At 71.7% G+C, this 19,765-nt stretch carries 19 protein-coding genes; 2 read left to right on the forward strand and 17 right to left on the reverse strand.

The genetic code is table 11. The features are described 5' to 3' along the window. Nucleotides 1-12: 12 nt before the first annotated feature. From ABZT06_RS14605 to ABZT06_RS14640, 8 genes are all read right to left on the reverse strand, one after another. Nucleotides 13-2,121: a prolyl oligopeptidase family serine peptidase gene (locus tag ABZT06_RS14605; protein WP_355739999.1), complete on the reverse strand. Its 2,109-nt coding sequence runs from the start codon at nucleotides 2,119-2,121 to the stop codon at nucleotides 13-15. Next, nucleotides 2,094-3,878, reverse strand: coding sequence for an N-acetylglutaminylglutamine amidotransferase (locus ABZT06_RS14610; RefSeq protein WP_355740001.1), 1,785 nt, complete (start codon nucleotides 3,876-3,878; stop codon nucleotides 2,094-2,096). The genes ABZT06_RS14605 and ABZT06_RS14610 overlap by 28 nt, the downstream gene beginning before the upstream one ends. A 178-nt stretch (nucleotides 3,879-4,056) precedes the next feature. Beyond that, nucleotides 4,057-5,229 carry a glutamate--cysteine ligase gene (locus tag ABZT06_RS14615; RefSeq protein WP_355740003.1) on the reverse strand — a complete coding sequence of 391 codons (1,173 nt, stop codon included), beginning with the start codon at nucleotides 5,227-5,229 and terminating at the stop codon, nucleotides 4,057-4,059. A 139-nt stretch (nucleotides 5,230-5,368) separates the two neighbouring features. Continuing rightward, complete coding sequence (locus ABZT06_RS14620; RefSeq protein WP_355740006.1) at nucleotides 5,369-5,911, reverse strand: DUF1360 domain-containing protein; 543 nt, start codon at nucleotides 5,909-5,911, stop codon at nucleotides 5,369-5,371. Then, nucleotides 5,895-6,881, reverse strand: coding sequence for a Rieske 2Fe-2S domain-containing protein (locus ABZT06_RS14625; RefSeq protein ID WP_355740008.1), 987 nt, complete (start codon nucleotides 6,879-6,881; stop codon nucleotides 5,895-5,897). Before ABZT06_RS14625 ends, ABZT06_RS14620 begins: the two co-directional genes overlap by 17 nt. A 49-nt stretch (nucleotides 6,882-6,930) precedes the next feature. Further along, nucleotides 6,931-7,317, reverse strand: a complete 387-nt coding sequence (locus ABZT06_RS14630) for a zinc-binding dehydrogenase (protein WP_355740010.1) — start codon at nucleotides 7,315-7,317, stop codon at nucleotides 6,931-6,933. Nucleotides 7,318-7,368: 51 nt separating this feature from the next. Then, on the reverse strand, nucleotides 7,369-7,662 hold the full coding sequence (locus ABZT06_RS14635; RefSeq protein ID WP_355740012.1) for a hypothetical protein: 294 nt from the start codon (nucleotides 7,660-7,662) through the stop codon (nucleotides 7,369-7,371). A gap of 64 nt (nucleotides 7,663-7,726) precedes the next feature. Beyond that, the gene (locus ABZT06_RS14640) at nucleotides 7,727-8,272 is read right to left on the reverse strand and encodes an AAA family ATPase (RefSeq protein WP_355740014.1); all 546 of its coding nucleotides are present in this window, start codon (nucleotides 8,270-8,272) and stop codon (nucleotides 7,727-7,729) included. Between the two features lie 177 nt (nucleotides 8,273-8,449). On the opposite strand from ABZT06_RS14640, the gene ABZT06_RS14645 reads away from it, so the two are divergent. Continuing rightward, nucleotides 8,450-9,061 carry a hypothetical protein gene (locus ABZT06_RS14645; RefSeq protein WP_355740016.1) on the forward strand — a complete coding sequence of 204 codons (612 nt, stop codon included), beginning with the start codon at nucleotides 8,450-8,452 and terminating at the stop codon, nucleotides 9,059-9,061. 22 nt (nucleotides 9,062-9,083) lie between these two features. Here the strand turns inward: ABZT06_RS14645 and ABZT06_RS14650 are convergent, their stop codons facing one another. The 7 genes from ABZT06_RS14650 to ABZT06_RS14680 all read right to left on the reverse strand — a co-directional run bounded on the left by ABZT06_RS14650 (nucleotide 9,084) and on the right by ABZT06_RS14680 (nucleotide 17,167). Beyond that, nucleotides 9,084-9,689 (reverse strand): phosphatase PAP2 family protein, encoded by a 606-nt coding sequence (locus tag ABZT06_RS14650; RefSeq protein WP_355740018.1) that lies wholly within the window; start codon nucleotides 9,687-9,689, stop codon nucleotides 9,084-9,086. After that, nucleotides 9,682-11,031 (reverse strand): diacylglycerol kinase family protein, encoded by a 1,350-nt coding sequence (locus tag ABZT06_RS14655; protein ID WP_355740020.1) that lies wholly within the window; start codon nucleotides 11,029-11,031, stop codon nucleotides 9,682-9,684. The genes ABZT06_RS14650 and ABZT06_RS14655 overlap by 8 nt, the downstream gene beginning before the upstream one ends. An 84-nt stretch (nucleotides 11,032-11,115) precedes the next feature. Beyond that, nucleotides 11,116-12,774 (reverse strand): catalase, encoded by a 1,659-nt coding sequence (locus ABZT06_RS14660; RefSeq protein WP_355740022.1) that lies wholly within the window; start codon nucleotides 12,772-12,774, stop codon nucleotides 11,116-11,118. Nucleotides 12,775-12,893: 119 nt separating this feature from the next. After that, complete coding sequence (locus tag ABZT06_RS14665) at nucleotides 12,894-13,124, reverse strand: DUF5133 domain-containing protein (protein ID WP_355740177.1); 231 nt, start codon at nucleotides 13,122-13,124, stop codon at nucleotides 12,894-12,896. Nucleotides 13,125-13,354: 230 nt separating this feature from the next. Next, nucleotides 13,355-14,119 (reverse strand): DUF4097 family beta strand repeat-containing protein, encoded by a 765-nt coding sequence (locus tag ABZT06_RS14670; RefSeq protein ID WP_355740179.1) that lies wholly within the window; start codon nucleotides 14,117-14,119, stop codon nucleotides 13,355-13,357. Nucleotides 14,120-14,186: 67 nt separating this feature from the next. Beyond that, nucleotides 14,187-15,308 (reverse strand): DUF475 domain-containing protein, encoded by a 1,122-nt coding sequence (locus ABZT06_RS14675; protein WP_355740024.1) that lies wholly within the window; start codon nucleotides 15,306-15,308, stop codon nucleotides 14,187-14,189. A 140-nt stretch (nucleotides 15,309-15,448) separates the two neighbouring features. Beyond that, entirely contained in the window at nucleotides 15,449-17,167 is a 1,719-nt protein-coding gene (locus tag ABZT06_RS14680) for a SpoIIE family protein phosphatase (RefSeq protein ID WP_355740181.1), read from the reverse strand. A gap of 332 nt (nucleotides 17,168-17,499) precedes the next feature. Here ABZT06_RS14680 and ABZT06_RS14685 point away from each other — a divergent pair, with 332 nt between their 5' ends. Further along, nucleotides 17,500-18,174 carry a hypothetical protein gene (locus ABZT06_RS14685; RefSeq protein ID WP_355740026.1) on the forward strand — a complete coding sequence of 225 codons (675 nt, stop codon included), beginning with the start codon at nucleotides 17,500-17,502 and terminating at the stop codon, nucleotides 18,172-18,174. 55 nt (nucleotides 18,175-18,229) lie between these two features. Here ABZT06_RS14685 and ABZT06_RS14690 read toward each other — a convergent pair whose 3' ends face one another. Together ABZT06_RS14690 and ABZT06_RS14695 are read right to left on the reverse strand one after the other, a co-directional pair. Beyond that, complete coding sequence (locus ABZT06_RS14690) at nucleotides 18,230-18,664, reverse strand: hypothetical protein (protein WP_355740028.1); 435 nt, start codon at nucleotides 18,662-18,664, stop codon at nucleotides 18,230-18,232. 102 nt (nucleotides 18,665-18,766) lie between these two features. Further along, on the reverse strand, nucleotides 18,767-19,540 hold the full coding sequence (locus ABZT06_RS14695) for a chitosanase (protein ID WP_355740183.1): 774 nt from the start codon (nucleotides 19,538-19,540) through the stop codon (nucleotides 18,767-18,769). Between the last annotated feature and the right edge of the window lie 225 nt (nucleotides 19,541-19,765).

Here is a 19,765-nt window from a genome sequence, read left to right on the forward strand (position 1 = left end):
CCCCCGGGGAGCTCAGGAGGGGTGCAGGTGCCGCTCCATCCAGTCCGCGGCGGCCCGGCGGAACAGGCGGCGGTTGTCCGCGCGCAGGAAGTCGTGCCCCTCGTCCCGCAGGACGAGGAGCTCGGCGGGGACACCGTGCTCCCGCGCGGCCCGCACGAACTGTTCCGACTCCCCCAGCGGCACGTTGGTGTCGTGCTCGCCGTGGACGGCGAGCAGCGGGGCGCGCAGCGCGTCGACACGGCTCATCGGTGACAGGGCGTGCAGCAGTTCCCGGTCGCGTTCCGGGTGGCCGTACTTGTGCGCCGCCGACTCCGCGATCCAGGGCTCGGTACCGGCGAAGAAGGTCAGCAGGTCGGACATGCCGCAGACGGCGACACCGGTGCGGAACAGGTCCGGGTGCCACACGAGGGAGGCGAAGGTCAGGTAGCCGCCGTACGAGCGGCCCATCACCGCCAGCCGGGTCGGGTCCGCGGGGCCCGCCGTGACCGCGTGCGCCGCGCAGTCCGCGACGTCGTCGAGGGCGGCGAAGCGGCCGGTGCCCAGGTCGGCGTCGACGAAGGTCCGGCCGTGTCCGCCGGAGCCGCGGACGTCGGGGGCGAAGACGTCTAGACCGCGCCCCAGCAGCTCGTGGTACAGCGGGTCGAACACCGGGCGTTCCTGGTCCTCGGGGCCGCCGTGCAGGTGGATCACGCAGGGCGCCGGTTCGTTCGGGGCGCGTCCCGGTGCCCGGTAGTACCAGCCGCTGAGGGCCAGGCCGTCCCGGGCGGTGAGGCGCGTGAGGACAGGGCGCACGGGCGGGCGGCCCGGCGGGACGGCGTCCTCGTCCCGGGAGGACCACGGGGTGCGCAGCAGGGACACGCCTTCGTGGGCCCACCACACACCGGGGCGGCGCTGTGAACCGGAAAGCGCCAGCAGCAGCCGCCCCGCCCCGGCCGCCGCGACCCGGGTGACGACCTCGTGGGGCAGCGGCACCGGCCGCGCCGGTCCGGTGGTGGCCGCGGCGCCGGGCCCCGGGGAGGTCTCGACGACGTCGAGTTCGCTGGCGCCCCGCACGTTCCACGCGAGCACGGCCGTGCGGCCGTCGTGCGCCATCGTCAGCAGTTCGAGGTCGGAGTCCTCGCGCTCCGCGACGACGGTTCGGCCGTCCGCGGTGCCGTCGGGGCCGAGAGCGACGGCGAACAGCGCCGCGTACTCCCGGCCGGCGTCGCTGCGCAGCCACAGCGTGCGGCTGTCGGGTGAGAACCGGCCTATCCACGGGTCACCGTCGGCGACGGGCAGGGTGAAGGTCGTCGCCGTGTCGGAGACGCGCCGGACGACCGCCTCCCGGCGCCCGCGCGGCCCCCGGCGCAGCAGCGCGAGCCGGCCGTCGGGGCTGAGGTCGCACACGCGGAGCGTGGGGGCGTCCGGTTCCGTGGCGAGGAGCACGGGAGAGGCCAGACCGTGAGGGTCGATCAGGTAGGCGGACAGGCCTCCGCCCGGCCGGGTCGCCGGTGTCCCGTCGGGCCCCATGGCGTACACGGTGGTGCCGAGGAGGGTCGCCCGGCCGTCCCGCGCCGTCCAGTGGGCGGGGGCGGCGTCCGCGGACTGCCACAGACCGTCTGCCTGGGACCGGGCGGTGGCCGGTGCGGCGAGGGTGACGGCGACGGCCGAGCCGCCGTGGGCCCAGCAGCCGAGGTAGGCGGAGGTCTCCGGGTCGGCACCGGCCAGCAGGCGGCGACCGGTGCCGTCCGGGCGCACGCACAGCACGCGTGAGTGCTCGCCGCCGCCCGGTGCGGTGGTGTAGGCGATCCAGCGCCCGTCGGGTGACCAGGACACCTCCTTCACGGGATCCGGGGAGGAGTCGAGCAGCCGGATCCCCTCCCCGTCCACGGGCCCGGACCACAGCTGGGGGACACCGCCGCGGTCGCAGATGAAGGCCACCTGGGTGCCCTCGGGGTCGGCGGAGGGATACCAGCAGCCGTGCGCGTGCAGCCGGGTCACGGCGTCCCGGGGGCCTTCCGCCTCGGGCAGCGCCATCGGGGCGGGGGCCGCGGTGCGGGCGGGCCCCTGCCCCGGTGCCGGCGCGTGCGAGGGCAGGGTGCTGTACTCGCCGGTCACGTGATTCCGTGCGTCTGCAGCCATATCTCCAGAAGTGCGACCTGCCACAGGGCGTTGGCTCCGCGTTTGGTCCGGTGCTCGTCGGGGGCCGCCAGGAGTTCGGCCACGTACGACTCCTGGAAGATCCCCCGCTTCTTCGCCTCGGGCGCCGCGAGCGCCTCGCGCACCCGTTCCAGAACAGGGCCCGCCATGTGCCGGATGGCCGGGACCGGGAAGTAGCCCTTGGGCCGGTCGACGATCTTCTCCGGCAGGAGCTTGCGGCCCGCCGCCTTCAGTACGCCCTTGCCGCCGTCGGCGAGCTTGAGCTCCGGTGGACAGGCCGCGGCAAGTTCCACCAGTTCGTGGTCGAGGAAGGGGACGCGGGCCTCGAGTCCCCAGGCCATGGTCATGTTGTCGACCCGCTTGACCGGGTCGTCGACGAGCATGACGTGCGTGTCCAGTCGCAGCGCCGTGTCCAGGGCGGTCTGGGCGCCAGGATGGGCCATGTGGTCCCTCACGAAGCGGCCCGAGACGTCGTCCGGGGGCAGCATGTGCGGCTGGAGGATCCCCGCGAGGTCGGCGTGGGGGCGGTCGAAGTACGTCTCGGCGTACTGGCGCGGCTCCTCCTCGCGCGCGACCGCGGCCAGCTCCGGGTACCAGTGGTACCCGGCGAACACCTCGTCGGCGCCCTGCCCGCTCTGTACGACCTTCACCTCCTTGGAGACCTGCTCGGCCAGCAGGTGGAAGGCGACCACGTCGTGGCTGATCATCGGTTCGCTCATCGCGGCGACGGCGTCGTCCAGGGCGGTCGAGACCCGGTCCGAGGGCACCATCATCCGACGGTGGTCGGTGTCGAACTCCCGGGCGATCAGGTCGGAGTAGCGGAACTCGTCACCCTCCTCCCCGCCCTCGGCCTCGAAGCCCACGCTGAAGGTCTTCAGGTCACGCTGGCCCTCGTCGGCGAGCAGCGCCACGATCAGGCTGGAGTCCAGGCCGCCGGAGAGCAGGACGCCGACCGGCACGTCCGAGACCATCCGGCGGCGTACGGCCGTGCGCAGCGCCTCCAGCACCGCGTCGCGCCACTCGTCGGGCCCCATCTCCGCGTACTCGACGCGACGCGTGTAGGACGGCTGCCAGTAGCGGTGGTCGTGGTGGCTGCCATCGGGTTCGACGACCCGGACGGTGGCGGGCGGCAGTTTGCGTACGCCCTTCAAGACGGTGCGCGGCGGAGCGACCGTGGCGTGCCAGCTCAGGTACTGGTGGACGGCGACCGGATCGACGGAGGTGTCCACGTCTCCGGCGGCGAGGAGGGCGGGCAGCGAGGAGGCGAACCGCAGGCGGCCCGGCGCGGGCGCCAGGTACAGCGGTTTGATTCCCAGCCGGTCGCGCCCGAGCACGACACGGCCGGTGCGGTGCTCGACGAGCGCGAAGGCGAACATGCCGAAGAAGCGCTCCACGCAGGCGGTGCCCCACTGCCGGTAGGCGTGGAGCACGACCTCCGTGTCGGACGTCGACTCGAAGCGGTGCCCGAGGCGCCCGAGCTCCTCGCGCAGCTCCTGGTAGTTGTAGACGCAGCCGTTGAAGACGCCGGTGATCTCGCCGTCGGCGTCGGTCATCGGCTGGGCGCCGAGGTCGGACAGGTCGATGATCTTCAGCCGCCGGTGTCCCAGCGCCACCGCGCCCTGTGTCCAGATGCCCCGGCCGTCGGGCCCGCGGGCGGCCATCCGGTCGGTCATGCGCTCGACGGCCGCCAGGTCGGGCCGCTCGCCGTCGAAGCGGATCTCGCCGCTCAGACCGCACATGATGCGCCGCCCCCTTCCCAGGAGCCGACGGTCACGATCCGGGACGGGAGCCCCGGATCACGCCTGCCGGTCGCGACCCGGGCGGAAATGCTGGACATGAACGAACCCTTTCCTCGGGGCTTGTCGGGTGAAACGGCGGCCGGGCGGGGCAGCCCGATGCGCGCCGCGCGGAGCCGGATCAGCTGCCCATGACCTCCGGTGCGCCGGAACCCGCCCGACCCGCGACGAAGCGCGGGACCTTCCTGCGGGTGACGGGGGCGAGCCTGCGGTGCCGCCGCTCGCCGCGGGTCTCCGTGATCAGCAGGTCGGTGCAGGCCAGCAGATCCTCCTCCCGAGCCATTCGGCGCATGCGCTCGGCGGCGCTGCCGCGCGCCAGGGCCGCCTCGGTGAGATCCCTGACGGTCTGCCAGTCGCCGTGGGTCTCCAGCGCGGGACGCAGCCGGGCGAGCATCCCGCGTACGACGTCGGCGGCGGGCGCCTCCCGGTGGGTCCGGGGATCCACCAGGGCGCCCTCCAGGCCGGACCGGGCGGCCCGCCAGGAGGCGCCGCGCAGCCATTCGTGGCGGCCGTCGCACTCCGCCGCACCCCTCACGCGGAGCTCGAGGGCCTCGGTCACCAGCGCACGGAACAGGCCGGCCACGAGCACGACGGTCTCCGCGCGCGGGCAGGCGTCGCAGATACGGAGTTCCAGTGTCCGCAGGTGCGAGGAGGGGCGGACGTCGTAGTAGATCATTCCCGGGTCGCTGATGACCCCGGCCCGGACGAGGTCGTCCACCGCGGCGTCGTAGTCGGCCGCGCCGGCGAAGCAGCCGACGGGACCCGCGGTGGGCCAGCGCTGCCACAGCAGCGTGCGCCAGCTGGCATAGCCGGTGTCGGCTCCCTGCCAGAACGGTGAGCTGGCGGACAGCGCCAGCAGCACGGGCAGCCAGGGGGAGACCGTGCACATCACCCCTACCGCCGTGTCTCGGTCGGGTATGTCCACGTGGACCTGGGCGCCGCAGATGAGCTGCTCGTCGGCCACCTGTCGGTACTCCTCGACCATGTGGCGATAGCGCGCGCCGGCGGTGGGGTGTCCTGAGGCGGCGGGGGCGAGCGGTGCCGTGCCCGCGGCCCCGACCGCGAGCCCCAGCGAGGAGGCGGCCGCGTCGAGCCGCCGTCTGGTTCTGGAGAGGTCGGCGTACAGGCCGGCCAGGGAGGCGTGCACCCCGCTGTTCGACTCCACGGTGGACTGGTGCAGCTCCGTGGTGAAGGTGCGCCGGGGAAGCCTGCGCAGGACCGCGTCGGCACGTGGCACGAGCAGCCCGCTTTCCACTTCCAGGATGTGGAACTCCTCCTCTACTCCGATGCGCATGGCCACAGTCGCTCCTCGATGTGTTGCCGAAGGTCCCGCCTGTCTCAGGCGTGCCCCCCAAGTGCCCAGGAGATCGACAAATAAGCGCGGCCAGGTGCACGTCTGAAGCAGGTGCTCCACAGATGAGCAGTGTCCCTGTTCAGCTGTCGGTTGTCCTGTCGACCAACGCTCCGTAGGTCAGCTGCAACGCGTCCGCCCCGGCCAGCGCCGCCAGCGCGCCCATCGCGGTGCGTGTCGCGCGAGGCCACAGGAGCTGCCCCGCGGTCAGGGTCGACGCCACCCAGACGCTCATGCAGAACGGGCAGGTCATCAGCTCACCCACGGTGTCCTTGCCCGTCTCGGGCTGCGCCTCCTCGTGGAGTTCGGCGGGGCCCTGCGGACCGACGTACTTGGTGAAGGGGGCGCGCAGCGGGCTGGTGACGGATGCCTTGCTGATCAGCCGGCTGAGCCGGAACGTGGCCACCGAGGCCAGGAGCACGTCCCAGGGCTCCGGCCGGTCGGGCAGGGGGCGCCCGCGGAGCCGTACCGCCGTGGCCCAGCCCGCCGTGTACGCGCCGAACGCCGCCATGGCGGCGAGGTAGCCGCGCAGGGGCCGGTCGTGCGTGCCCGCGTAGTCGCGGCCGGTGCGGCGGAGGAAGGCCTGGGCCCGTCGTCCGATGTGGTGGTCAGTGGGTGTGGCCATGAGCGGATCCCCGTTCTGCGTCGTTCCGATGGCGATCCGGTTCCCGGCCGTCCCCGTCCCGCCGTTCTCGTCCGTCCTGCCCGTCGTGCCGGATCAGTCGCACCTCGAGCTGTCCGTCGATGACCCGTGTGTCGAAGGCCGGCTGGGGCGCGATGGCCGGGCCGCGGACGTTCAGGCCGTCCGAGAGCCGGAAGACGCTGCCGTGCCAGGGGCACCGCACGCATCCGTCGGACACCGTCCCCTCGGACAGCGGCCCCGCCAGGTGGCTGCACCGGTCGGCCAGCGCGTAAATCGCCCCGTCGGTCTGGCGCAGCACCATCACCGGCACGTCGTCCACACTGCGCCGCACCATCTGGCCGGGCGGGAAGTCGTCCACCGCGCCGATCGGGTGCCAGCCCTCGGTGACGAGGTGGGGCACGGCCTCGGCGTGGTTGGCGCCGGCGGCCTGCCGGTAGGCCAGGTGGCCGCCCAGCATGCCGCCGGTTCCCACTGCCACGAGTCCCAGGAAGCCGAGGGCGCGGCCCGCACGCGTACGGCCGGTGACGCGGCAGGCGAGCGACGCCGTGTACAGGCCGACGGCCGCCGTGTTGGACACCGCGTGCACCAGCCCGACACGCATCTGCGGGCGCTGCAGTTCCGCCCAGTCCACGGCACCGGTCAGCGCGGCAGGGACAGCCGCTGCCAGGCCGACGCCCACCAGCAGCCGCGCCTCACGGGGGCGGCCCTTGCGCAGGTCCAGGACGGCGGCGGACAGCCAGCTGCCGATCGGGACCTGCACCAGCAGCGGATGCACGGGATGCCCCAGCCACTTGCCGTGCAGCACGTCACGGGCGCGCCCCAGCGGCAGGGACCGAATCCCCGCCCCCAGTGCGTCGATCACCGGGTCCTGCCGCGGTTCCCGTTCCAGCCGGTCGAGCAGCCGCAGGACCCGGTTCTCTCGTGTACGTGGATGACGTGTCAGCGCGCTCATGAGCAGCCGGGTCTCCCCCTGCACGCAGGGCAAACGGACAACGAGGAGCTCAGCCTCCCGGCAGCATCGGGATGTAGCGCCGGCCGTGCTGCTGGGCGCCCCGTACGGTCAGTCCCTTGTTGATGACCGCGCCGAGCGGGAACTTGCCGACGGCACCGGCGAAGACACCCAGCACGAACACCGTGCCGCCCTTGCGACAGGCGTGGACGGCCAGCAGTACGGCGGTGGGGCGGTGGACCGGGCTGTCGCTGTGCGCCTCCATGCCGACCGCCTCGATGCACACGTCGGGGCCGCGGCTCCCGGTGCGTTCGCGCAGTTCCGCGCCGACGTCGGTGGCCGTGTAGTCGATGACCTCACTGCCGATGTACCGCTCCGTCATCTCCGGGCGTTCCGGGCTCCGGTCGATGAAGATCACCCGTTCCGCGCCCAGCAGCACGCGGCGCGCGCCGCCAACCGACCGACGGCGCCACACCCCGTAGCGAGGTGATCAGGGCTTGGAAACCGCGTGCCGCCCGGCCCTCGTGGCGAACAGGCCGTGGTGGGGAGGCCGGGCCGAAGTGGTGGGCTCGAGGTTTCGCAGCCAGTGGGAGGCCATGGCCAGCAGGACGGTGAACACGGTCAGGAGCAGCAAGGAGGTCCACATGGGACGGCTGCCGGGGGAAGCCCACATCGTCCAGGCCGACGACGCCGTCCACAGGACGACACCGGCCGCGTAGAAGGCCCGTATACGGCGCAGTTGCCTCGCGGCCCGGGCCGCAGTGGGGTCGTCAGTGTGTGTCATGCCGAGCCGTGTACCCCGATCAAGGCGGTCCACCGGATGCAAGACAGGACGGGGCGGGACCCGTTCAGCGATCGCGTGGGGGAAGTTCGGCCAGGCCGGTTTCCCGCATGACGCGGTCCACCGTGTCGGTGAGGGTGCTGTCGGGGCCGATGACGGTCTCGACGCCGCCGGGCAACAAATCCAACTCCCGGTACCAGTCCCGAAGTTGCGGTTCGCTCACCTCGTCGGCGATCGGCTTGGTGGCGTGGCGGGCGAGAGTCTGCTCGAACGGCACGTGCAGGTAGTAGCCGTGGGTCGGGCCACGATGGTCGGCCCGTAGCCGGGCGAGCATCTCGCCGTAGTGGTCCGCGTACAGCAGGCCCTCCACCACCACGTGGAACCCGGCCTCCAGCGCGTAGCGTGCGGTCAGTTCGATCAGACCGATGTTCGCGGCGCCGGGCCGGTCGCGCTCTCGGAGCACGATCCGGCGCAGGTTGTCCTGACCGACCAGGGCCAGGCCACGGCCGAACCGGTCACGCAGCCCCTCGGCGATGCTCGACTTCCCCGAGGCGGAGTTGCCGCGCAGGACGATCAGCCGGGTCTCCTCCGTGCCCACCACCATGGCGGCCAACCTACCGATGTTCGTCGGCATCACGGGATGCCCCACCCAGCCGCTGCGGCACAAGCACAGAACAAGACACGTGTCCTGCGTAGTATCACTTGCACATAGGCGTGCGGCAGAAGCTGCCTCAGCACCTCCGGAAGCAGCGACGCAGCACGCTCGGGCCCCAGGAAGAGGTGTGAGCCCATGTCCGAATCCGCTCCCGAAACCACCGAGTTGACCTCGCAGTACAGCAGTCAGGTGGCCGGCGACCTCGAACGCAACCTCAAGGAACAAGAGCGCCTCAGCGGGGAAATCGAGGCACTCCAGGGTCAGTTGGCCGCCCTGCAGCGCGACCACACCGTCCTGCTGAACATCCAGCAGGTGCTGGGCACCTCGCCGAGCGCCGGTTCGTCCGCCACCCCGCCCGCCACGGTGCCCGCTCCCCGTAAGAGGGCCGCCGCCCCGGGCGAGCGACCGGGCGCCCGGAAATCCGCCGCACCGGCCGGAAAGAAGACCGCGGGGAAGCGAGCCGCCAAGGCGTCGGCCGCAGGGGCGGAGCCCACACTCGTGGAGCTTGTCCGAAAGCATCTGGCGGAGCAGAAGGAGCCCCGCTCAGCGGCCGAGATCTCCACGGAGCTCGGCCGGCAGCACCCCGAGCGCACGATCAAGACCACCGTCGTACGCACCACGCTCGAGGGACTTGTCGCGAGGAACCAGGCCCAGCGCACCAAGCAGGGGACCTCGGTCTTCTACACCTCACCCGACGCGGACGAACCCGCCGCGGACCTCGAGGACAGCGCTCGGCAAGCGGATTGACCCACGCTCCCCCTGAGGTCGTTCAGCCGGCCCGACGTGAGGGACGGAGACCGCCGCCGTGCCATCCGGCGGCCGCCAGGACCGCGGCCGCCGCACCGGTGCCCAGGACCGCACCGGCGACGACATCGCCCGGGTAGTGGACGCCGGTGTGGATCCGTGAGTAGCCGACCGCGCAGGCCAGCAGGCCGAGCGGCACCGTGGCGACGGGAAGCGCGGGTCCGACCGCCGCCGCGAAGGCGACCGCGGACGCCGTGTGCCCCGAGGGGAAGGACGCGGACTCGGGCATCGGCACATGCCGTCCCGGGAACGGCGAGTTCTCGGCCCGGTGCGGGCGCGGCCGGCGCACCAGGCGCTTGCCGAGCATGTTCGCGCTCGCCGACGCGACGCCGATGGCCGCTACTCCGAGGGCGGCGGCGCGCCGGGACCGGCCGGGGAACAGAGCGAGCAGTCCGGCGATGGTGAACGAGATCTTGGAGTGGTCCGCCGCCGCCGACAACTGCCGCAGGGCGTGGTCGAGAGCCGGTGTCCTGGTGACCGTGACGGCCTCGTACAGCGCCTGGTCGAGGGCGGCGAGATCCCGCAACAACTCCCGGGAGGTCCGCTGTTCGCGGTGCGGTCGGTCAAGCATCGCTCTGCTCCTGGTTCTTGACGGCCGGAACGGGAGTCCGGGCGAGGGCGAGGCGCACGACACGGCGCCAGTCGACGGAGGGGGCAGTGTACGGCGCGCCGGGACGGCTTCTCGGTACCCGCACCCGCAGGGCTCTGGGTCGTACGGTGCACACGACCGGCTGGGGCAGCAGCAGCGCTTCTCCGTCCACGGCCACCGCGATCGTCTCCGCGTCGGCCGCGACGGTCACCCGTCGCGAGGTCGACGAGGTGATCCCGCTGGCCCGCTCCCCCAGCAGCGCGAGTTCGGCTGCCTGCACCGGGCCGTCGATCCGCAAACTGATCACACCGAGCCGGCCTTCGTCGAGGCGCGCTCTCCGGCCGACGCCCATCGGGCCGGCCTGTGCGTAGGGATTGTTGCTCACCAGCAGCGCGTGCGGGGCCTCGAGTCGGCGGCCGTCCGCCGTGGCGGTCAGCTGTGCCCCGGCCTCACCGACCAGCAGGTCCGGCAGCAGGTCGAGCGTGGTGGACGCCTTGGCATCGCGGTATTCAGGGCTCTGCACGATCTCCGCGTACGTCCCGAACGAGACCGTGTTCACGAACGGCCGGCCCGCCACGTCGCCCAGATCGACACGGATCTCCACGCCGTGCGTGAGGGCATCGAGACCGCTCGCCGGGTCGTCGCGGTCCAGCCCCAGGTCCATCGCGAAGTGGTTGCGGGTCCCGGCGGCGAGGACCATGAACGGCACACCGTGTTCCGCGGCCACCCCCGCCACCAGGGCCTGCGTACCGTCCCCGCCTGCCACGCCGAGCAGATCCGCGCCCTCCGCGAGGGCCTGGCGGGCCAGCGCCGCCGGATCGGGGCTGCTGTCCACGTCGAGCAGGATCACCCGGGCGCCCAACGCCTCGGCCCGCTCCACCAGCGCGTGCTCGACGACCTTGCCGCCACCCGAGCGCGGATTCATGATCAGCACCGGTCGGCGGGGCGGCCGTACCGGACGCGTGTGCACGCCTCGGGGCGCCCGCAGCCGGCGCAGCGCGCTTCTGGCGCTGGCCAGTGCCGCCACCCACAGGCCCAGCGCCGACGCCGCGAACGGCCACATGCCGGACACGGCGTACAGGACCAGGACGGCGACGGGCGCGGCCACCGCCAGCAGGGCGCCGCACAGCCGCGCCAGGCCCCGGTGGGCCAGCGCCCACCAGATGCCGGCACCGGCCAGGGCGAGGCCCACGAGACCCAGCAGCAGGAGCAGCCACTGGCCCGCGGCCACCACGGCCGCGACCACTCCTGCCAGGCAGAGCACGGCCAGCCGGGCCAGTGCCCGCGCCGCGGTGCCGGAGCCGGCCGGCTCCACTTCGTCCATCGTCGGGTCGCCTCTCGAAGTCCGGTGGCCCAACGATCTCATGCTGTCGCCCCCGCTACCGGTGCCGCCCTGGTCCACCGCGGCTCAGCGGGTCACGACGTGGCGTTCGTCCGGCACACAGTGGGTCATCGTCAGACCCTCGACGTCCCGCGGCGGGTTCTTGCCCAGGTTCGACAGCCGCTTGCGGTCCTCGTCGGTGAGGTCCTGACTGGCCAGCGGCTCCAGACCGGCGACGTCCTCGGGACTGATGCCCAGGCCCTCGCCGACCCTCAGGCCGAGGTCGTTCTCGACCAGCAGGAAGTGCCACACCATCCGTTCCTGCACGGGGCGATCGCACTGGGCGAGCAGGTCGGTGAAATTCTTCACCAGGTCGTCGCGCTCCCACTCCTCCAGGAGCAGGTACCGCTGGCCCGCCTGCAGGTAGTCGTTGGTGCGGGGAATGCGCTTACGGGTGAGCCGGCCATGGATCTCCGGGCCCTGTTCGTCGTGCGTGGGGTACTGCGCCTCGCGCAGGCCACCGGTGATGGACGGCTCGTAGTTGACGTGCGGGTTCTCGCCCCCGCCGTCCACGTGGTACGCCATCTGCCCGTCACGCTGGTTGGTGCGCACCTCGGCGTTCTTGGCCTGGTTGACGGGGAGCTGGAGGTAGTTCGGGCCGACCCGGTAGCGCTGGGTGTCGCTGTAGGAGAAGGTCCGGCCCACCAGCATCTTGTCGTCGGAGAAGTCCAGTCCGTCGACGAGGACACCGGTGCCGAAGGAGATCTGCTCGTTCTCGGCGAAGAAGTCGTCCGGCATCCGGTCCAGCACCATCCGGCCCACCGGCTGCGGCGGGAACTCCTGCTCGGGCCAGGTCTTGGTGTCGTCCAGCGGATCGAAGTCCAGCTCGGGATGGTCGTGATCGTCCATCATCTGGACCAGGAGCTCCCACTCCGGGTACTCCCCCCGGGCGACCGCCTCGTACAGGTCCTTGGTGGCGTGGCCGAGCGAGTCGGCCTGCACGTTGGCGGCGTCCTCCTCGGTCATCGAGCGGACGCCCACCTTGGGCATCCAGTGGTACTTGACCAGCTTCGTCTCACCGTCGGCGTTGACCCACTTGTAGGTGTTGACGCCGAAGCCCTGCATGTGGCGGTAGTCCGCGGGGATGCCGCGCGGGCTGAACAGGTTGACCAGCATGTGCATCGACTCCGGTGTCTGCGACATGAAGTCGAAGATGCGGCGCGGCTGCTGCTCGAAGGTGACCGGGTCGGGTTTGAGGGCGTGGATGACGTCCGGGAACTTGATCGCGTCCCGGATGAAGAAGACGCCCAGGTTGTTGCCGACCAGGTCCCAGTTGCCGTCCTCGGTGTAGAACTTCACGGCGAAGCCGCGGGGGTCACGGGCGGCCTCGGAGGAGTCGCGCCCGCCGATGACCGTGGAGAAGCGTACGGCCAGGTCGGTGCGCTTGCCGCGCTCCTGGAACAGCTTGGCCCGGGTGTACCGGCTGATCGGCTCGTCGCCCCAGGCGCCGTAGGACTCGAAGTAGCCGTAGGCGGTCACGCCGCGCGCGTGGACGACGCGCTCGGGGATGCGTTCCCGGTCGAAATGGCTGATCTTCTCCAGGAACTGGTAGTTCTCCAGGGTGGCGGGCCCGCGGGCGCCGACGGTGCGCTGGTTCTGGTTGTCGTGGACCGGGTGGCCCTGGCGGTTGGTGAGCACCTTGCGGTCGTCCGCCGGAGCGGGACCGGTACCGGACACGTCCGTCATGTTCAGGGGCTCCTTAGGTTCTCGGGTTCTCGGCAGGTGACTGCCCCTGGCGCAGCGGGCGGCCTCCGGCCGGTGTTCGGCGGGTCACCCGAGTACCCGGTCGGCTGATGCCACTCACGTCACGCACCCGCCACCAAAGAGTCGCCCTTGGGGCGGGTGCCGGACAGCTGGCGCCGCGCCGCCGCCAGGGCGGACTCGATGTCGCGGGTACCCGTGGCGATGCACAAGGTGTAGGACACGTCCTCGAGACGCTGGCGCGCTCCGACGCTGCCGTCCTCCGCGTGCAGGACATGCAGCGCCTCGTAACGCTCGAGCAGGTCGGTGAGCAGAGCAGGGTGGGCCATGAGCATGATTCGCTCCTCCATGTGCGCAGTGGGAGTGCGGGCGGTACCGGCCGCCGCGTCACTCGGACTGTCGCGGGAGAGGCCTGGGCGGCACGCACCAAGGAGAGCCGCATTCGGCCGCTTCCGCGGTGGGCCTGTGATCCCAAGCACCTGACCCGCCGTCTGCCCTGGCGAAGCAAGCTCAAACCACTGCCGGCGTCTGCAACGGTCCGCTCGCCGCCGCGGCCTGCGGAAGGTCAGTCCCGGCGGGCGTCGACGTCTCCGTTGACCGTGGTCAGCGTCATGGTGTGGCCCCGGTCGGCGTCGCGTACGGGGACGGCCACTGTGGCGCGGCCGTTGTCGGTGGACGCGGTGACCCGGTAGGGCGGGCTGTCGTGGGGCACGGTGACGTCGACCGAGCCGTTGACGGTCGCGGCGCTGACGCCCGACGGGACTGCGGCGCATCCGACGACCACGTCGCCGTTCGTGGTCGCCGCGTGCAGTCGCCCCGCTGCCACGCTCGTCGCGCGGACCGAGCCGTTGCGGGTGGACAGCCGTACGTCGGCGTCGTCGCGTCCCGAACGGGTCACCGTCACGTCGCCGTTGACGGTCGTGATGTCCAGCGCGGCGGCGACGCCCGCCACGTCGACGCCGGCGTTGCGGGCGGTGGCCGTGACGCTCACACCGTCGGGGATCTCCACGTACGGCATCCGGGGACAGGCCCCGTCGCCCACGTTCCGGTCGCCGCACGACAGGTCGAGCGTCCACACCTTCCCGTGATGGGACCAGTGCTCGGCGACGCGGTCGTCGACGGCGACGCCGCGGCCGTCGGCCGGGCGCAGCCGCAGGCCGTTGTCGGTGGCGATCACCACGTGCTCGCCTGAGCCCGCGAAGCGGAGTGCCCCCGCCGCCGACGGGCCGCCGGATCCCCCGTCGTGCTCGTCGCTGCACGCCCCGGCGAGGGGCAGCAGCGCCAGAACCATCATCAGGCGCGTCAGGCGCCGTGTCGGCATCGCCTTCATACCCCGTCGGATGCCCCGGTTCGCCGTGGGCATGGCAGAACGGGACGGCGAGGCGGAGGGCTCGGGCCTACGACACCGAAACCGAGTCCGCCTCCGTCGCGCGCTCGGTCGCCGCGAGCGCCTTGTTGCGGCGCACGGAGGACCAGAAGGACCAGCCGATCAGGACGACACCGACGAGGCCGGTGATGATCTCGTTGATCTGGTACTGGATGGTGACCATGAGGATCACGGCGAGGGCGCCGATCGCGTAGTGGGCGCCGTGCTCCAGGTAGACGTAGTCGTCGAGGGTGCCCTGGCGGACCAGGTACACGGTCAGCGAGCGGACGTACATCGCGCCGATGCCCAGGCCCAGCGCCATCAGGACGATGTCGTTGGTGATGGCGAACGCGCCGATCACGCCGTCGAAGGAGAAGGAGGCGTCCAGGACCTCCAGGTAGAGGAACATGAAGAACGCGGCCTGGCCGGCCAGCTTGACCGGCGAACCGGTCCCGCCGGAGCGTTCGGCCTGCTCCTCGCGTTCCTCCTCGTCCTCGAGCCGGTTCTCGAAGTAGCCGGAGAGGCCGCCGACGACCATGTAGGTGATCAGGCCCGCGATGCCGGAGATCAGGACGGTCTGTGCCTTGTCGACGTGCGCGCCGCCGTGCTGGTGGGCGTGGGTCGCGAAGGTGAAGGCGGTGATCAGCAGGACGACCAGCGCGATGCAGACCGACAGCATGTCGACCTTGCCGAGCTTGGCCAGCGGCCGCTCCAGCCAGGCCAGCCACTGGATGTCCCGGTCCTCGAAGATGAAGTCCAGGAAGATCATCAACAGGAACATGCCACCGAACGCGGCGATCGCCGGGTGCGCGTCGGTGACCAGCTCCTGGTAACGGTCCTTGTCGGTCAAGGCCAGCTGGACCGCGTCGTACGGATTGAGCTTCGCGGTGATCGCGACGATCACGACCGGGAAGACCAGCCGCATGCCGAACACGGCGATCAGCACGCCGACGGTGAGGAAGATCCTCTGCCAGAAGGCATTCATCTTCTTCAGGATTCCGGCGTTGACCACCGCGTTGTCGAACGACAGGGAGATCTCCAGCACGGCCAGGATCGCCACGATCCCGAACGCGGCCCAGCCGTCGTACAGCACTCCTGCGGCCAGGCCGAGCGCGGTGACCGCGAACGCCCAGCGGAAGGTCTTCAGAATCACTTGCATCAAGTCCTGTTGTCGGGCGGTCACCGGGGTGCCGGGCGCAAACGGCCCGTGGGTCCACGGCGTTGTCTATCACGGTCGGGAGTCGCCGAGGTGGCGCGGGGTGCCCCGTGCGGGTGCCCGGCCGGCTGTCCGCATCACGTTCTGCCGGGTGCCCGTATGGCGAGCAGGGCGACGTCGTCGTCGTTGCGGACGTATCTGACCCGGCGCAGCACCTGGTCGGTGAAGGAGGCCAGCGGGCGGTGGGCGAGGGCGGCCGCGTGCCGGCGCAGGTGCTGCAGACCCTCGTCGAGGGAACGGCCGGCCGCCTCGATCAGGCCGTCGGTGTACAGCAGCAGGGTGGAGCCGGGCGGGAGCAGGGCGGTCGCGTCGGTGCGGGGCGCCTGGACTCCGGTGCCCAGGAGGATGCCGTGGCCGTCGGTGAGGTAGGTGGCCAGGCCGTCATGGCTGATCAGAAGGGGGGGCGGGTGGCCGGCGTTGGTCCAGGTGAGTTCCCAGTGGCCGTCGTCCCTCTCCTCGATCCGGGCGAAGATCATGGTGGCCATGGTGACATCGGTGATGTGCATGACCGCCGCGTCGAGCCGGGCGACGATCCGGCTCGGCGGGTCCTGGTGGGACCAGGCGTAGGCGCGGAGCATGTTGCGCAGTTGTGCCATGCCGGCCGCGGCCTCCAGGTCGTGGCCGACGACGTCTCCCACCGCCAGCGCGGTGGCGCCGTCGGAGAGCGTGAAGGCGTCGTACCAGTCGCCGCCGACCTGTGAGGCGTCGGGAGCGGGCAGATAGCGCGCCGTCATCTGCAGGCCGGGCACGGGCGGCATCTGGGGCAGCAGGTGGTTCTGCATGGTCTCGGCGACCTTGCGCTGACGCTGGTAGAGACGCGCGTTGTCCAGGGCCAGGCCGGCACGGCGGGCGATGTCCTCGATCAGTGGGAGATCGACCGGGGTGAAGTCCACCGGATCCTTGGCCCGGCCCAGGGTCAGGGCACCCAGGACGGCACGTGTGCTGCGGATGGGGGCGATGGCGGCGGACCTGATGCCGGTGGCCTCGAACAGGCGGCGCTGTTCCACCGCGATACCGGAATCCGGTTCCCGCTGGTAGGTCTGCGGGCCGGCCAGGGTGGAGGCGACTCCGCGCAGGGCTCTGGACAGGGGCATCGGCGATTCCTCCGGGACCGGCGGCATCGGTCCCTGAAGGTCCTCGTGGCGCACCAGGGTGTCGCCCTCCGCGTGGACGACCGCGCTGCGCCACACCTCGTCGCGCTCGGTGATCAGGTCGACGACGGCCCAGTCCGCGAGCCGGGGCACCACCAGGGTGACCAGCCGCCGCAGCGTCTCCTCGACGTCGAGCGTGGACGTCAGGCGGGTGGTGGTCTCGGCCAGCAGGGCGAGCCGCTCCAGTTCCGGCATCTGCGGGGCCGCCTGCTCCGGTGGGCTGTCCGTCTCCGGCGAGCGGTGGGCGTGGACGAGCACGAGCGTGCCGGCCTCCAGGCCGTCCACGGCGTACGGCGTGATCAGCCACGAGACGGGCAGCAGGGATCCGTCGCCGCACTCGAAGTGGTCCCGGTCGGCCTGGGCGGTGTGCCCGGCGTGGAACGCCTGCCGCATGCTGCAACGGCTCCGCGGCAAGGGGTGGCCGTGGGCGTCCCGGTGCAGCAGGTCGTGCGCGTCGAAGCCGAGCATCTCCTGGGCGGGGCGGAGCAGCAGCTGCTCGGCGTGGGTGTTCACGGCGATGACGTGGCCCTCTTCGTCCACGACGTACGCCGCGGTCCCGATGGCTTCCAGCGCCCGGGTGAGCCCCGCAGCGGGTACTGCCGAGGGTGGTCCCCCGAGGGTCCCCGTGTCCTCCGCCCCTGCCATGTCCTGCTCTCCTCGCTGGTCGGCCGCCCGCTCCGTGCCGTTCTGGGGCGTGTTCATTCGGCCGTCCTGTCCTTCCCGTGTGCCCCGGTGGCCATGTATCCAGCCTCGCCTGTGAGCGAGCACTCGCAACCGGGTCGGTGCAGGCGACCTGCGCCGCTGCGGAGGTCCACCTCGGGGGCAGAGGTCTCATGGCGCCGTCCCGCGCGCCCCCTGACGCTTCTGTGCGCTCGGCGCGAATGGCCGAATTCCCCCCGCTTTCACGGCACTTGGCCGCGCGCTGGGTATCCGTGAGGTGACGGGTGCGGACCGGCGGCATGGGGAGGGCGGGGGCTGTGGCACGCCTATCGTGGACGTCCGGCCGCTTCCCGTCGCGCCGATCGCAGAAACGGCACGTCGTGCGCGCGCTGCGGGCCCAGGGACGGTACGGGCCCAGCTTCCGTGAGGTGCTGCCCGCCTTCGCCGGTGTCGTGGCGGCCGTGTGCGCGGTGGCGGCCGTGCTCGCCGCGGGGTATCGCGCCGCCGGGATCGTCGTCCCCGTTGCCGGTGTGGCCTGCCTGGCCCTGCTCGTCGCGGCCTCGATACGGCACGGGCGCCCTGGCGCTCGCCGTCGTCTGGGCTACTACACCGCGGACGAACTGCTCGAACTCGACACCCAGCAACTCGCGTTGGCGGTGGCGCGGATGCTGCGCCGGGACGGGTGGCGGGTGCGGTTGATGCCCGCGCCGGACCGGCCGCGCCTGTGCGCCCGGGACGCGGCCGGCCGTCGCATCGACGTGGCCTTCCGGCCGGTGGCGGAACCCCTCCCCGACGAGGACGAGCCGCATCCGCACCCCCACCGCGGGGACCAGGTGTCGCCGCTGCGTGTGGTCGTACATCGCGGCGTCTTCACCGCCCGCGACATCCGGTGGGCACGCAGGGAGCGGACGATCCGCCTGCTCGACGGTTCCGCTCTGCGGCGGTGGGCGGCGGGCGCCCGTCTCACCGACCTGCTGTCGCGAGAACAGTGACAAGAAGTCGGTACGCCCCCGCCCCCGAGGATGCCTGCGGGGCCGCTCGTCCCCGTCAGATCCGCCCGCCGGTCAAGCGGGTGATCGGACCGTGTGTGTGACGTCCCGAGCGTCGGCCGACCGCGTACGAGGTGGCGGTCAGCGCGGTCAGGCCCGCGCCCACGCCTGCGGCGATGAGCTTGCGCTGGGCGATCACCGTCCATGCCGTCTTGGCGACGGCCGCGGCCTGTCCCGAGGCGGCGATGACGGTCTGGCGGCCGGCCTCGACGCTCTTGGCCGCGGTCTGCGCGGCCCCGCTCGCCGTCTTGGCCGCCCGCGCCGTCGCCTCCTTGCCCGCTGACGCAGCGTCATCCGTCTTCGCGGCGGCCTTGTCGGCCGCCTTGGTCGCCGGAGCTGTGGCCTTCGCCGTGGTACGCCGGGCCTTCGCCGCGGCGGTCCGGGTGCTGGCGGAATCTTGGTTCGTCTGCTCGTTCGATTCACTCATGGACATCGCGTTACCGCTCGCTCCGACGGCAAACACGCTCCGTCGAGAGGGTTTTCACGGCAGACGGTCCGGTGCGCCATGACGCACCGGACCGCCACCCCTCGCCTGTCAGCCGATGTGGTAACTGTCGCCGTAGACCTTCCAGTCCAGCGGCGGGTTCAGATCGAGGTTGCCCTGGCGCAGGAAGACGCGCTGGGCGGTGTCGACCCGGCTGGTGTCGCTGTGCGCCTCCTCCTGCTTCATCGCCCACACGCGCGCGTCGAGGAAGGCGTTCAGATACGTCGTCTCGTTGCCGCCCTGCGCCGGGGGTTTGGCGTGGCTCAGGGCCCGGCGTCGGATGCTGCTGAAGCTGGTCGAGTCGCCGCCGTCGCCGTGCATGACGATGGCGTCGTAGTAGGCGAACTGGCCGAGCGCGCGCAGCCCGTCCGCCTTGCCCTGCTTGACGGCCGGGTTGAAGTAGACACGGTCGCGTTCGTCGTTCTGCGCCTGCTGGAACGCCGTGTCCCGGGCGGCCTTGCGCCAGTCGTCGGGGAAGTTCGGGTCCAGGCCGCTGTGCGAGTCGGTGCCGTCGACACGGCGCAGGGCCGGCAGGTATTTGGCGAGGACGTTGCCGGGCTTGCGGTCGGCGTACAGCTGGACGAGGTCGAGCATGTCTCCGGTGCCGGAGCAGAAGCCGATGATGCCGGCGGTGTAACCGCGACCGTCGCCGATGTCCTCGATGTACTTGTACTGCGCCTTCCAGTCGAGCGAGGAGTTCTCCGCGCTCGACACCAGCTTCATGGCGATCTCCTTCTTCGCGGGGTCGTCGAGACCCGGTGCGGCCGCGGGTGCCGCTTGGGCGGGCGCCGAACCGATCACGCCGACGCAGGTCGCCGCTCCCATCAGGGCGAGGAGGGTGCGGCGGGACGGGTGGGCGGACGGGTGCACTGTGTCAGGTTCCACGGGGACTCCAAGTGGAGGTGGGGGGTGGAGAGTTGGTCCAGACCTGATTGTTAGGAATGTTTCCTACCAGTGCGGGGCGCGATCAGTAACCCACTGCGGGGGAACTTCGTAGGTTCGAACGAACGATGGTGAGTCACACGCGAGTTCGGCCGCCCGCGAGACGGA

The sequence above is a fragment of the Streptomyces sp. NPDC005483 genome (assembly GCF_040606035.1).
Taxonomy (GTDB): Bacteria; Actinomycetota; Actinomycetes; order Streptomycetales; family Streptomycetaceae; genus Streptomyces.